This window comes from Castellaniella sp., assembly GCF_034674885.1.
Lineage (GTDB): Bacteria > Pseudomonadota > Gammaproteobacteria > Burkholderiales > Burkholderiaceae_B > Castellaniella.
Map to the genome: position 1 here is coordinate 58,537 of NZ_JAUCDS010000009.1, position 13,490 is coordinate 72,026.

14 protein-coding genes and 1 pseudogene are annotated in these 13,490 nt (G+C 64.6%); 1 reads left to right on the forward strand and 14 read right to left on the reverse strand.

Annotated features, from left to right (window positions below; translation table 11 throughout):
- Window positions 1–96: 96 nt before the first annotated feature.
- The 13 genes and pseudogenes from VDP74_RS07290 to VDP74_RS07350 all read right to left on the reverse strand — a co-directional run bounded on the left by VDP74_RS07290 (window position 97) and on the right by VDP74_RS07350 (window position 11,495).
- Window positions 97–777 (reverse strand): hemerythrin domain-containing protein, encoded by a 681-nt coding sequence (locus VDP74_RS07290; protein WP_322999015.1) that lies wholly within the window; start codon window positions 775–777, stop codon window positions 97–99.
- Window positions 751–1,434: pseudogene (locus tag VDP74_RS07295) on the reverse strand (ABC transporter ATP-binding protein); the annotation flags it as partial. The gene VDP74_RS07290 and the pseudogene VDP74_RS07295, both read right to left, overlap by 27 nt.
- A complete protein-coding gene (locus tag VDP74_RS07300) occupies window positions 1,427–2,176 on the reverse strand; it encodes an ABC transporter ATP-binding protein (RefSeq protein ID WP_322998969.1) in 750 nt (249 codons plus the stop codon). The gene VDP74_RS07300 and the pseudogene VDP74_RS07295, both read right to left, overlap by 8 nt.
- Window positions 2,173–3,225: a branched-chain amino acid ABC transporter permease gene (locus VDP74_RS07305; protein ID WP_322998970.1), complete on the reverse strand. Its 1,053-nt coding sequence runs from the start codon at window positions 3,223–3,225 to the stop codon at window positions 2,173–2,175. The genes VDP74_RS07300 and VDP74_RS07305 overlap by 4 nt, the downstream gene beginning before the upstream one ends.
- 9 nt (window positions 3,226–3,234) lie before the next feature.
- Window positions 3,235–4,092 (reverse strand): branched-chain amino acid ABC transporter permease, encoded by an 858-nt coding sequence (locus VDP74_RS07310; protein ID WP_322998971.1) that lies wholly within the window; start codon window positions 4,090–4,092, stop codon window positions 3,235–3,237.
- 104 nt (window positions 4,093–4,196) lie between these two features.
- Window positions 4,197–5,372: an ABC transporter substrate-binding protein gene (locus VDP74_RS07315; protein ID WP_322998972.1), complete on the reverse strand. Its 1,176-nt coding sequence runs from the start codon at window positions 5,370–5,372 to the stop codon at window positions 4,197–4,199.
- Window positions 5,373–5,409: 37 nt separating this feature from the next.
- On the reverse strand, window positions 5,410–6,369 hold the full coding sequence (locus tag VDP74_RS07320) for a Gfo/Idh/MocA family oxidoreductase (protein WP_322998973.1): 960 nt from the start codon (window positions 6,367–6,369) through the stop codon (window positions 5,410–5,412).
- Complete coding sequence (locus tag VDP74_RS07325) at window positions 6,369–7,235, reverse strand: class III extradiol dioxygenase subunit beta (protein WP_322998974.1); 867 nt, start codon at window positions 7,233–7,235, stop codon at window positions 6,369–6,371. Before VDP74_RS07325 ends, VDP74_RS07320 begins: the two co-directional genes overlap by 1 nt.
- Window positions 7,232–7,621: a protocatechuate 4,5-dioxygenase subunit alpha gene (gene ligA, locus VDP74_RS07330; RefSeq protein ID WP_322998975.1), complete on the reverse strand. Its 390-nt coding sequence runs from the start codon at window positions 7,619–7,621 to the stop codon at window positions 7,232–7,234. Before ligA ends, VDP74_RS07325 begins: the two co-directional genes overlap by 4 nt.
- A gap of 3 nt (window positions 7,622–7,624) precedes the next feature.
- Window positions 7,625–8,542: an amidohydrolase family protein gene (locus VDP74_RS07335; RefSeq protein WP_322998976.1), complete on the reverse strand. Its 918-nt coding sequence runs from the start codon at window positions 8,540–8,542 to the stop codon at window positions 7,625–7,627.
- A 10-nt stretch (window positions 8,543–8,552) separates the two neighbouring features.
- Entirely contained in the window at window positions 8,553–9,248 is a 696-nt protein-coding gene (ligK, locus tag VDP74_RS07340; RefSeq protein ID WP_322998977.1) for a 4-carboxy-4-hydroxy-2-oxoadipate aldolase/oxaloacetate decarboxylase, read from the reverse strand.
- Between the two features lie 17 nt (window positions 9,249–9,265).
- Window positions 9,266–10,294 carry an amidohydrolase family protein gene (locus VDP74_RS07345; protein ID WP_322999016.1) on the reverse strand — a complete coding sequence of 343 codons (1,029 nt, stop codon included), beginning with the start codon at window positions 10,292–10,294 and terminating at the stop codon, window positions 9,266–9,268.
- Window positions 10,295–10,337: 43 nt separating this feature from the next.
- On the reverse strand, window positions 10,338–11,495 hold the full coding sequence (locus VDP74_RS07350) for a 4-oxalomesaconate tautomerase (RefSeq protein WP_322998978.1): 1,158 nt from the start codon (window positions 11,493–11,495) through the stop codon (window positions 10,338–10,340).
- 137 nt (window positions 11,496–11,632) lie between these two features.
- On the opposite strand from VDP74_RS07350, the gene VDP74_RS07355 reads away from it, so the two are divergent.
- A complete protein-coding gene (locus VDP74_RS07355; RefSeq protein ID WP_322998979.1) occupies window positions 11,633–12,547 on the forward strand; it encodes a LysR family transcriptional regulator in 915 nt (304 codons plus the stop codon).
- A 10-nt stretch (window positions 12,548–12,557) separates the two neighbouring features.
- On the opposite strand, the gene VDP74_RS07360 is transcribed toward VDP74_RS07355, so the two are convergent.
- Window positions 12,558–13,451, reverse strand: coding sequence for an NAD(P)-dependent oxidoreductase (locus tag VDP74_RS07360; RefSeq protein WP_322998980.1), 894 nt, complete (start codon window positions 13,449–13,451; stop codon window positions 12,558–12,560).
- Window positions 13,452–13,490: the final 39 nt, after the last annotated feature.

A 13,490-nucleotide genomic window follows, 5' to 3' on the forward strand; every position in this document is an offset into this window, starting at 1 on the left:
ATGGGGTGTCCCGACGGCGTCCTGCCGTCAGGCCGCTTTGTGTTCAAGGCCTGGCGCAGCCGGCGGAGCGACGCCCACGCACCAGGCTGGCCGAGATCAGTCCCCGCCCTGCCCCGACCCACCGACGCCGACCGGCGCCGGCGCCAGATTGGCGATGCGCTTGAACAGCTCGGCATAGCGATTGTCCTGACCGGACCACGGGTCGCCATTGCGCACGAAATCGGCGTTGATGTCCTGCCATTCCTCGGGGCTGAACAGACGGCGCGCCGCCGGCAGGACGTGGGTTTCCTCGGTGTTCAGATGGACCCATTCGTTTGCAATGTAGGTGCGCACCGCATCCCGAAACCCATCGAAGGCCGGCGCGCCGCCCTGGATGTAGGCCACCAGGGCCCGATCCAGCCGGCTGGTGGCCGGGACGCTGTCGCGGTGCTCGGCCTCCAGCTGGTCCAGCTGCGCATCGAGTTCGTGCGTCCTGGCGCGCAGCAAGGCGAAGATCCGGTCTTCCTTGGGGTGATGCAGTTTGTCGGGCATCTCCACGATGTATTCGACCAGGCTGGCCAGCAGATTGAAATCCGGCTGCAGGCGGCCTGATTCGATACCATCCACGATATGCGACATGGCGTTCAGAATGGCGGCAATGGCGCGGTGTTCCTCGCGGATCGCCTCGATGGCCGGGATTCGGGTCTCCGGGGCCGGCGTCGCGGAAGCGGACGGCGCCGATTCCTGCTCGGTCGAACCCGCCCCCAGCCAGCGATCCAGCAGAGCGCCGTCCTGCAACAGCGTGGCGCTATCGCCCGCGTATACGACCTTGCCGCGCTCCAGGATCAGCGCCTGGCGCGTGATCGGCAGAATCTGCCGCGCGTGTTGCTCGACCAGGATGACGGCCATGCGCCCTTCAGTGACCATGCGGTCGATGATGTGCAGCAGTTCCTGCGCGATCAGGGGCGCCAGGCCCTCCAGGGGCTCGTCCAGCAGCAGCACCTTGGGGTTGAGCATCAGCGCGCGGCCCATGGCCAGCATCTGCTGCTCTCCCCCGGACAGCTGATTGCCCAGGTTGGCGCGACGTTCACGCAGGCGCGGGAACAGGTCGTAGACACGGTCCACCGTCCATTCCCCCGGCCGCGCGACGACGGTCAGGTTCTCCTCGACGGTCAGGGAACGGAAGATGTCGCGTTCCTGGGGCACCCAGCCAAAACCGGCCCGGGCCCGCAAGTGGCTGGGCACCCGGGCGATGTCGCGCCCTTCGAAAAAGATGCCGCCCTTGCGCAGGCGGGTCGCGCCCATCAGTGTGGCCAACAGCGTGGTCTTGCCCATGCCGTTGCGCCCCAGCAAGGCCAGGCTGTCGCCCGCCGCCAGGGAAAAGGACAGGTCTTCCAGGATGATGGCATCGCCGTACCCGGCCCAGACCTTGTCCATGCGTAGGAGCTCAGCCATGGGATTCTCCGAGATAGACTTCCTTGACCTTGGGATGATGGGCGATGACGTCGGGCGTGTCTTCCAGCAGCAAGGCGCCGGACACCAGTACCGAGATCCGTTCGGCGAATCGGAAGACCAGGTTCATGTCGTGTTCAATCAGCAAGATGGTGACATCGCGCGGCAGCTGCGCGATGGTATCGAACAATTCGCGCGATTCGCCCGTGGGCACGCCCGCCGCCGGTTCGTCCAGCAGCAGGACCTTCGGGCGCAGGGCCAGGGCCAGGGCGATTTCGATCAGGCGCTGGCGGCCATAGGCCAGGTCGCGCGTGGTTTCATAGGCATCGGGCAGCAGTTTCAGCTGGTCGAGGATGGCGGCGGCCTCGTCCAGGACTTCCGCATGAGACGCCAGGGGCTTCCACCAGCGGGTGCCCAGCCCCTGGCGCTCGCTGACGGCCAGGGCCACGGATTCCAGCACCGTCATGCCCATGAAGAGCTGATTGATCTGGAAGGTGCGCACCAGCCCCTGACGGCAGCGCTCGTGCTGCGGCATCCGGGTGACGTCCTGCCCCAGCAGGCTGACCCGCCCCGAGGTGGGTTCCAGGTAGCCGGTCAGCAGATTGATCAGGGTGGTCTTGCCCGCCCCATTGGGGCCGATCAAGGCATGGCGCGCCCCTGCGGGGATACTCAGGCTCACTTGGTCGGTGGCGGTAAAGCCGCCGAAACGCCGAACCAGATCGTGGGTTTGCAGAACCGCATTCATGAAGAGGACTCCGTGCGGGCAGTAGCCTGGGCCCGGTGCCGGGCGGATCGTATCCATTGCTGTGCCGTGCCCAGGATGCCGCCGCGTGCGAACAGCACGACCAGCACCAGGATCAGGCCCAGCCAGAACTGCCAGTACTGCGGGTTCATGTCGGACAGGAAATAATTGATCATGACGAACACCACGGCCCCGACCAGGCCGCCGTACAGGTGACCGGCGCCGCCCAGGATCAGGATCAGCAGCAGGTCGGCCGAACGCTGGAAGCTGAGCACATCCAGGGACACGAATTGATTGGTCTGGGCCAACAATGCGCCCGCCACCCCGGCATAAGCCGCGCCGATGGTGTAGATCTTGACCAGGCGGCTATTGACCGGCACGCCCAGCGCCGGCATGCGCAGCACGTTCATGTGAATGCCGCGCAGGCTTTGCCCGAAGGGCGAATACACCAGACGGCGCGCCACCCAGAACAGCACGAACAGCACGATCGTCGAATAGATGAAGCCTACCCGACCGAACATGTCGAAATCGAACACGCCCAGGATGGGTTTGATCTCCACGCCGGGCATGCCGTCGACGCCACCGGTGATGCTGGTGAACTTATTGGCCAGTTCGTAGAGCATCAGCGCCACGCCCAGCGTCACCATCAGGCGCGACAGGTCGCTGCCGCGCAGCAGCAGGAAGCTGCTGAAAAAGCCCACCACGCCGGCAAAGAACGCCGCCAGCACCAGACCCAGCAAAGGATCACCCAGCCCATGGGAGCCCAGCAGGCCCACGGTATAGGCGCCGATGCCGAAAAAGGCAGCATGGCCCAGGGAAATCACGCCGGCATAGCCGAAGATGAGGTCCAGCGACAGGGCGAACAGGCCCGTGATGGCGATCTGGCTGAGCAGCAGGTAATTGCCCGGGAAGGCGAAGTACGCCAGCACCGGCAGGCACCAGAACAGGTATTCCAGGGGCTTCCAGTGCGCCGTGCGGCGGTAGGCGGCCAGTATTTCAGTCCGCTGCGCGCCCCGGTCGGCGCCCGCCCCGGACAAAGAAGAAGTCGTCATGTCGGCATCCTATTTGTGAGAACGGCCAAACAGGCCATGCGGACGGTAGATCAGCGTCACCACCATGACGGCATAGATGATGAAGGCGCCCACCTGGGGGATGTAGTATTTGCCGGCTACGTCGGCCACCCCCAACAGGATGGCGGCATACAGGGAACCGAGAATGTTGCCGCTGCCGCCCACCGACACCACGATAAGGAAATACACCAGATACTTCACCGGGAATTCGGGGTCCAGGCCCAGCATTTCCACCCCCAGGGCGCCGCCCAGGCCCGCCAGGGCCGAGCCCAGCGCGAAGGTCAGGCTGAAGACCCGATTGACGTCCACGCCCATGCCGCGCGCCACGCGTTGATTGTCCACGGCGGCTCGCAGGCGGGCGCCAAACGAGGTACGGATCACGGACCACTGCAGCAGCACCGCCACCAGCAGGCCGGCAATGACCAGGAACAGGCGATAGACGCCCACATCCAGTCCCGGCATGACGTGGATCTGGCCGGACAGGAATTCAGGCAGGTGCAGGGGCTGCTGTTGGGCGCCGAAGAAATAATGCGCCGCCGCGACCGCCATGAACACCAGGCCGATGGAAAACAGCACCTGATCCAGATCGGACGCCGCATACAGGCGCCGGTACAGCAGGCGTTCCAGGATGATGCCGACGATGGCCGGCACAATGGCCGCCACTGGCAGCGTGGCCAGGAAAGGCACCCCGTAGCTGTTGAGCAGGATCACACAGGCGTAGCCGCCCAGCATGGCGAAAGCGCCATGGGCCAGATTGACGAAGTTCATCAGGCCCAAGGTCACGGACAGCCCGACGCTGATCAGAAACAGCAGCATGCCGTAGGCAAGGCCGTCGAATAATATAGTCATGATTCATCCTGGAGGGTAAGACAGGCGGCACGCCATCGGGGAGCCGCCTCCACAGGAACCCGGACGGCGGCGGGGCATCGGATCACCGCCGCCGCCCGCACGGATCAGCCTTGCTTGCCGGGATCCTTCACCGCTTTGATGGTGTCGAATTCCACGTTCTGCAACACGCCGTCCACTCGTTCGACCTTGCGGATATAGACGTTCTGGATGATGTCACGCGTCTGCGGGTCGATTTCCACCGGGCCGCGCGGGCTGGTCCACTTCATGCCCTTGACGGCGTCCATGAAGGCCGCAGCGCTGGCGTCACCCTTGGTCTTTTCCAGGGCGGCATAGATCAGATGCATGCCGTCGTAGCCGGCCACCGACACGAAGTTCGGACGGTCGTTCGGGAAGGCCTTGTGGTAGGCCGCGACATAGGCCTTGTTTTCCGGCGAATCATGCGCCGCCGAGTAGTGGAAGGAGGTGATCATGCCGATGGCCGCATCGCCCATGGCGTTCAGCACGTCTTCGTCGGTCACGTCACCCGTGGCCAGTTCCTTGATGCCGGCCTGATCCAGACCGCGTTCCTTGAAGCCCTTGGCCAGCGCCACGCCCTGTTCGCCGTTGGGCACGAACAGGAACACCGCGTCAGGCTTGGCGTCCTTGATGCGCTGCAGATACGGCGCATAGTCGGGCGTGGCGACCGGCGTGCGAACTTCGCCGATGATCTTGCCACCCAGTTCGGTGAAGGTCTTCTGGAATTGCTTCTCGGCATCGTGTCCGGGGCCGTAGTCGGCGACCAGGGTATAGACCGAACGGATGCCGTTGGCGTACGCCCACTGCGCCATCGGAGCCGTGTCCTGCGGCAAGGTCATGGACACCCGGACGATGTTGGGGGACTTTTCGGTGATCGACGAGGTTGCGGCGTTCAGCACGACCATCGGGACCTTGGCCTCGGTGGCCAGCGGCGCGACGGAAAAGGCGTTCGGCGTCAGGGTAAAGCCGGCCAGAATGTCGACCTTGTCCTTGATCAGCAGTTCCTGGGCCTGGCGCTTGGCCACGGCGGGAGAGATGCCGGTGTCGTCCTTGATGATGATCTTGACCTTGCGGCCAGCCACTTCGTCGCCATGCTGGGCCATGTACAGATCGACGCCATGCTGGATCTGTTTGCCGTGAGCGGCAAACGGCCCCGACATCGGCATGACGATGCCGATCTTCAGGTCCTTGGCCTGGGCAGGCGTGAACGCAGCGGCCGTGCTGAAGGCCAGCGCCATCGCCCCGAGGGTCTTGATGAATTTCATGGTCTCACTCCTGGAAAGTAATAAAAACACCAGCCTTTCAGCCGGCCAACTGCTGCTCTAGGTTATGCAGAACCTGATAACACGGCAGGACCTGCGCCACGCTGGCGTTCGGTTCCCGCCCCTCGCGGATCGCCGCGAAGAACTCGCGATCCTGCAATTCGATGCCGTTCATGGAGACATCGACCTGGCTGACGTCGATGACTTCGTCGCGCCCGGTGACCAGATCGTCGTAGCGGGCAATGTAGGTGGCGGTATCGCCGATGTAGCGGAAGAACGTGCCCAGGGGCCCGTCGTTGTTGAAGCTGAGCGACAGGGTGCAGATGGCTCCGTTGGCCGCCTGCAGCTGGATGGACATGTCCATGGCGATCCCCAGCGTCGGGTGGACCGGCCCCTGTAAGGCGTTCGCCTTCACCACCGGGCTGCCGCACTGGTAGGCGAACAGGTCCACGGTGTGGGCGGCATGGTGCCACAACAGGTGATCGGTCCAGCTGCGCGGCTCGCCCAGGGCATTCATGTTGGTGCGACGAAAGAAATACGTCTGCACGTCCATCTGCTGGATATGGAATTCGCCCTTCTGGATACGCTGATGCACATACTGATGGCTGGGGTTGAAGCGGCGCGTGTGGCCGCACATGGCGACCTTGCCGCTCTGCCCCGCCAGGGCCGCCAGGGCCTGCGCGTCCTGCAGGCTGTCAGCCATGGGGATTTCCACCTGCACGTGCTTGCCTGCCCGCAGGCAGGCCATGGCCTGCGCCGCATGCATCTGGGTGGGGGTGCACAGGATGACGGCATCGACGTCCGATCGCGTGAGCACTTCGTCCAGGTCGGTGGCGGATTGCTCGATGCCGTATTTCTGCGCGACGGCCCGGGTCTTGTCCAGATCGCGGCTGACCAGGGCGACGACATCCACGCCGTCGATGCGCGCGATGCCGTCCAGATGCTTGATGCCAAAGGCGCCGGCTCCGGCCAGGGCGACTTTCAAGTGCTGGTGCGCCATTACTGTTCCTCCAGGATCAGGTGTCCCACGGCCGTGTTCGATGCGGGCACATGGTAGAAGCGGTGCACGACGCGCGGCGCCGGCCCGCCCGCCACATCGGCCATCGCCCCGCGGGCGATCAGCCACATGACCAGCTCGATACCTTCGGAACCGGCTTCGCGCACGTAATCGATGTGCGGCACCGACGCTTGTCCTGCAGGGTCGGCGATCAGGCGGTCCAGGAAGGCATTGTCGAATTCGCTGTTGATCAGCCCGGCGCGCGGCCCCTGCAGCTGATGGCTCATGCCGCCCGTGCCCCAGATCTGCACGTTCAGGGGCCGGTCGAAGCTCTCGATGGCACGGCGGATCGCCTGCCCCAGCTGGAAGCAGCGCTGGCCCGAAGGCACGGGGTACTGGACCACGTTGACCGCGAACGGGATGACCGGGCACGGCCAGGCCTGGGGCTGGCCGCACATCAGCGACAGCGGCACCGTCAGGCCGTGGTCCACGTCCATCTTGTTGACGATGGTCAGATCGAAATCCTGCTGGATTACCGACTGGGCGATATGCGCCGCCAGTTCGGGGTGGCCGATGACGGGCGGCACGGGGCGCGCGCCCCAGCCTTCGTCGGCAGGCTGGTATTGTTCAGCGCAGCCGATGGCGAAGGTGGGGATCATGTCCAGGCTGAAGGCCGTGGCATGATCGTTGTAGACCAGGAAGATCACGTCGGGCGTATTGTCCTTCAGCCACTGTTTCGACGGCTCGTAGCCCTGGAACAGCGGCGCCCAGTAGTCGGTACCCGTCTTGCCCAGATCGAGGGCCGCGCCGATGGCCGGCACATGGGACGTATACACGCTGGCGGTGATGCGGGCGTGGGTGGGACTCATGAGTGCTCTCCGATTTTGCGGTTGCCTTTGACGGATCGGCCGCCGGCCAACATCATGGCGGCGTAGTCTTCCTGGGACATGCCGGTCATGCTCGCGGCCATGTACTGGAAGGACCGGCCGTCGGTAGCGCCCAATTTGGCCAGGAAATAGATGTTGCCGCCCAGTGCCAGGCAGCGATTCAGGTCGCGTGCAAGCACGGCCTGTTTCTGGTCTTCCGACATGGGCCATTCATCGAGATAGGCGCGTTCATCAGCCAGAAAGCGCTTGCGATTGTCGGCCTTCATCAGCGACATGCAGAACTGATTCAGGTGATACCCCAGGCGGGACTGATCGGCATCGAAGACCGTGGTGCCGGGAATGTCGGTATAGGGCTTGTTCAAGGACATGGCTCAACTCCAGTACAAGCGGTTTGGATTGTCCACCAGCAGCTTGTGCTGCAAAGCTGCGGTCGGGGCAATCTGCGGGATATAGTCCACCAGCAGCCCGTCGTCGGGCATGTGGGACTTCAGGTTCGGATGCGGCCAATCCGTGCCCCACAGGACACGATCGGGGAAGGTTTCCACCAGGTGGCGGGCGAACGGCACCACATCCTGGTAGGCCCGTTGTTCGCCACCAAGGGCGTAGGGCCCGGTCTGGCTGAGGCGCTCGGGGCAGCTGACCTTGCTCCAGATGTTGGGATGCTCGCGCATCATTGCGACGAAACGCTGGAATTCCGGCCCGCTGACGGGCTGGGTAACGTCGGGGCGACCCATGTGGTCGACCACCACGGTCGTCGGCAGCGCGGTGAAGAAATCGATCAGTTCAGGCAGGTCCTTGGCCTCGAAGTAGACGACCACGTGCCAGCCCAGCGGAGCGATGCGGGCGGCAATGTCGGCCAGGACCTCGCGCGGGGTGAAATCCGCCAGACGCTTGACGAAATTGAAGCGCGTGCCGCGCACCCCCGCCGCATGCAGATCCCGCAGTTCGGCGTCCGTGATGTCCTGCGACACCGTCGCAACCCCCCGCGCCCTGCCGCCTGAAGCCTTCAGGGCGTCGACCAGGGCGCGGTTGTCCGTACCGTGGCAGGTCGCCTGCACGATCACGTTCTTCGCAAACCCCAGGTGGTCGCGCAGGGCGAACAGGGTTTCTTTGGGCGCATCGCAGGGCGTGTACTTGCGCTGCGGAGCGTAGGGGAAGACAGATCCCGGGCCGAAGACATGGCAATGCGCATCCACGGCGTCGGGCGGCAGGCGGAAACGCGGGCGGCTGGGGCCGTCGTAGTAATCCAGCCAGCCCGGGGTCTTGGCGAAGGTGTCGGAGGTATTCATGGCGCAATCCTTAATCCAGGTACTTCAAGCCAGCCTTTTCCAAGCCTTCGCGCATCTTGTAGTAGTCCAGGCCCAGTACGCCGGAGGCGAAGATCTCGCGCTTGTTGCCTTCGTTGTCTTCGCGGGCCTGGGCCTTGGCGGCCACTTCGCCGGCAATGGCCGCCGGCACCACCACGACCCCATCGGTATCGGCCACGACCACGTCGCCCGGCATCACGGCGGCGCCGGCGCACACCACCGGAATATTGACCGAGCCCAGCGTGGCCTTGATCGTGCCCCGGGAACTGATGGCCCGGGAGAACACGGGGAAATCCATGGATTCCAGGGTGTCGACGTCACGCACGCCGCCGTCGATGATCAGGCCGCGCGCGCCGCGCGCCTTGAAGGACGTGGCCAGCAGGTCGCCGAAAAAGCCGTCCATGCTGTCGGCCGTGCAAGCCGCCACTACCACGTCGCCCGGGCGGATCTGTTCTGCCGCCACGTGCAGCATCCAGTTGTCGCCCGGCTGCAGCAGCACAGTGACGGCAGTGCCGCACATGCGCGCGCCATGCCAGACCGGCCGCATATAGGTTTTCATCAGGCCCACGCGCCCCATGGCCTCGTGGATGGTGGCCACGCCAAAATGCGACAGGTGTTCGACGGCTGCGGCGTCGGCGCGTTGAATCGTGCGATGCACGACACCCAGCTGATTCAAGGGAGTGCTCATATTCATCATCCTCTATATCAAAGGCCCTTGGCCTTCAGGGCGGCATCCAGGCGCGGAAAGACGCGCCGGGCATTGCCCTCGTAAATCTGGAAGCGATCAGCGTCGGACAGCGTGGTGGCCGCCTCGATGTAGCGCTTGGTGTCGTCGAAATAATGGCCGGTCTCGGGGTCGATGCCCCGCACCGCGCCGATCATTTCCGAAGCGAACAGCACGTTTTTCACGGGGATGACCCGTGTCAGCAGATCGATGCCCGGCTGATGGTAGACGCAGGTATCGAAGAACACATTATTCAGCAGATGCTCGTCCAGCAGCGGTTTTTTCAAAGCCTGGGCCAGCCCCCGGAAGCGGCCCCAGTGATACGGCGCCGCACCGCCCCCATGGGGAATGACGAAGCGCAGCGTGGGGAAGTCCTTGAACAGGTCCGAAGTCAGGCACTGCATGAAGGCCGTGGTGTCGGCATTCAAGTAGTGAGCCCCCGTGGTGTGGAAACACGGGTTGCAACTGGTGGACACGTGGATCATGGCCGGAATGTCGTATTCCACCATCTTCTCGTAGATCGGATACCAGGAATGATCGGACAGCGGCGGCGCCGTCCAGTGCCCGCCGGACGGATCCGGGTTCAGGTTGATGCCGACCGCGCCGTATTCCTTGACGCACTTTTCCAGTTCGGGGATGCAGGTGGCCGGATCGACTCCGGGTGATTGCGGCAGCATGGCGGCCATGGCGAAATGGTCCGGGAACAGCGTGGCGACCCGGTGGCACAGTTCGTTGCAGATCGCCGACCAGGTGCTGGACACCTGGAAATCGCCGATGTGGTGCGCCATGAAGCTGGCCCGAGGCGAAAAGATCGTCAGGTCGGAGCCGCGCTCGAGCATGAGGCGCAGCTGGTTGGATTCGATGCTTTCGCGCAGATCATCGTCGCTGATGCGCAGATCGGCGGCTTTGGGGCTTTGCGCCGGATCCTTGATTCCGGCGATCTGGCGCTCGCGCCAATCGGCCAGCGCCTGCGGGGCGGTGGTGTAGTGCCCGTGGCAATCAATGATCAGGGGTTGTCGGTTCATGTTGACGAATTCCTTTTGATAAACCGGATCAGCGAACGTGTTCGCCATCCACCCCCGCCGCCTGCCAGGCGGATTCGGGGACCATGACTTCACCGCGCATGATGAGACGCGCCGTGCGCAACAGGGCGGCCCGCACGACCTTTTGGGCGTCATGCGGATCCAATTCGAGTTCAACGGTGAATTCACCGCTGGGATGTTCGATCGACACGGCCTTGCGGGCGCCGTCCGGCAGCTGTGCCAGGGCGTTCGACACCGAGCCTTCCAGCACGCAGGCCGTGCCCACCGTCACGGCCGCCAGCACGCCGATGGCCTCGTGGCAGACGTGCGGGATGAAGCACCGTGTATTGATGGCGCCGCCGGCCTGCGGGGCCGACACCAGGGTCATCTTGGGATAATTGCGCCCGCTGACGTCTCCCAGCCCCATGAGTTCGCCGGTTTGCAGGCGCAGAGCCTCGATACGGGCCTTCAGATCCGTATCGGCATTGAGTTCCGCCGGTTTTTCCTGGCCGGTGCAACCCAGGTCCCGGGCCCGGAACAGGACCAGCGGCATGCCGTTGTCGATGCAGGTGACATCGATGTCGAACGGCTGAAAGGACGCGCCGGCGGGCGGTTCGACGCGCACCCGATCCAGCACCCGGCCGGTGGGCAGCAGACCGGAACACACGGAGCCCGCCGTATCCAGGAAATTGATGGTGATGGGCGCCGAGGTATTGGGGACCCCGTCGATGCGGGCCTCGCCCTCGTAGCTGACCTGTCGGCCGGCGGGCGTGAGCGGCGTCTGCACGGTGATGTCGCACAGCATGCCGGTGTTGCGGGTCAGGACGCGCACGGTGGTCTGATCGCCCTGGGCCTGGATCACGCCGCGTTCCAGGGCGAACGGCACCACGGCCGCGAGCATATTGCCGCAATTGGCCGTGGTATCCACCGTATCCCGATCAGGCTGCAGCTGGGCGAACAGGAATTCCAGGTCGACCCCCGGCGTAGTGCCTGTACGGACGATGCCGACCTTGCTGGTCAGGGGATGCGCCCCGCCCAGGCCGTCAATCTGTCGTCGGTCGGGCGAACCCATCACGGCCAGCAGGACCCGGTCGCGAGCCGCCGTGTCGGCCGGCAGGTCGGATTCCAGGAAAAATGGCCCGCGCGATGTGCCTCCGCGCATGAACAAGGCTGGAACAGGCTTTTGCATCTCGTCACCACCGCTACTATGTTGCAATCATTATGGGCGCAAGCTGCCTGATTAATAAGGGCATACATACACTAGCTGCTATATCAAATTGGTATAATCATATCGACGTCATGCTAAATTTAAGGGTAAACCCTGACATGGATCTCAAGCAGCTTGAATACTTCACCCGCGTGGCCGAACTGGGTAGCTTCACCCAGGCATCCCACGCTCTGGACATCGCGCAACCGGCGCTCAGCCGACAGGTGCGGCTGCTCGAGGTCGAACTGCGCCAGAACCTGCTGAACCGCAATGGCCGGGGCGTGACAACGACCGAGGCTGGCAAGGTACTGCTGGAGCACTGCCGGGGGATCCTGCACCAGGTCGAACGCGCCAAGGAAGACATGGGCCGCGTCCAGGGCGCCCTGGCCGGCCGGGTGGTCCTGGGCATCGTGCCCAGCGCCTCGAAGATGCTGACAGTGCCCCTGACCCGAAAGTTCCGCAAGCGGCTGCCCAACGCCACGCTGTCCATCAGCGAAGGGCTGTCGGTGATGATGCAGGAATCCCTGCTGGCGGGCCGCCTGGACATCGCCCTGCTCTACAACCCCAGCGCGTCGGCGGAACTGGATCTCAGCCCCTTGACCAGCGAACTGCTGTATCTGGTCGGCCCCAAGGGCCCGCATCCGTCGTCGCAAGCCATGCCGTTGCGATCGCTGGCGGGCATCCCGTTGGTGATCCCCAACCGGCCGCATACCATCCGCATGCTGCTGGAATCGCAGATGGCGCTGATCGGCTGCCGCCCCAACATCCGGCTGGAAATCGACGGCGTGCCGGCCATCCTGGACCTGGTGGCCGACGGCGCCGGCTACGCGGTGCTGACCGAACACGCCGTGCTGACCTCGGCGCAACCGGACCGCTATCACATCCGCCCGATCAGTCAGCCCGAACTGCCCAGCCGGCTGTACCTGGCGACGGCGTCGGGACGCATCACGACGCTGACGCAGCAGGCCATGCTGGACCTGATCCGCAGCACCGTGCTCGAGACCTACCCCACGTCACTGATCCAGCCGGACTGAACGCGGCTGATCAGCCCTTGGCGTGCTTGATCAGGCGATCGGCATACGCCTGCCAGCCGCCGGCCTGCTGAACGCCTTCGAACAGGCCCTGTGCGGCCAAGCCGGCCACCCAGTCCTGCTTTTCCGCCGTGGCAGCCGCCATCCAGGGCTCGAAGCCTGCTTCGCGCACGGTATTGGCGACCTCCCGCATTTCCTCGGCACGACGTCGCCCGTGCTGCACCACCCGGCTGTAGAAATAACGGCCCTGCTCCGTCCAGTCGATGGAGGGGAAGGTTTCCTGCAGGGTCGGCAGCACGTAGTCCTCGACCCCGTAGGCGCGGGCGGCGGTGTAGCTTTCGATCACCAGGGCCTCCAGGCCCTTGATCATGACGCTGCGGCACATCTTGATGGCGGACGCGACGCCGAGTTCCGGCGACACGACCCTGGCATCCATGCCCCAGGCCACCAGTCGGCTGGCCAGGGCGTCCGCATGCGCGCCGCCCAGCAGCATGGGAACGCGAATGCCATAGGGGGGCACCGAGGTCATCACCCCAGCCTCGACATAGTGCCCACCCGCAGCCTCGACCAGGGCTGCGGCCTCGCGCTTGGCCCCCGGCGAAGCGGAATTCAGGTCCAGAAAGACAGTGCCCGGCTGCAGGTGCGCCGCCGCCTCGCGGGCCACCGCCACGGTGTTGGACGCCGTCACCGCCGAAATCACCAGATTGCTGGCGGCGCAGAGCTCGGCGGCAGAAGCGCACAGGACCACGCCGTCGTGGGCCGCCTTGTCGCGCAGCGGCTGCGCCGCCGCTGGATCGGCCAGCTTCAGGTCCCAGGCGTGCACGCCTTCCACCTGCGGCCCCAGGCCGGCGCAGAAAATCCCGCCGACTTCGCCATAACCGATCAAGCCCAACCGTGTCGTCTGCATGACTGCTCCCAAAAACTGAATGAAGTGTCCGGCCCGGGC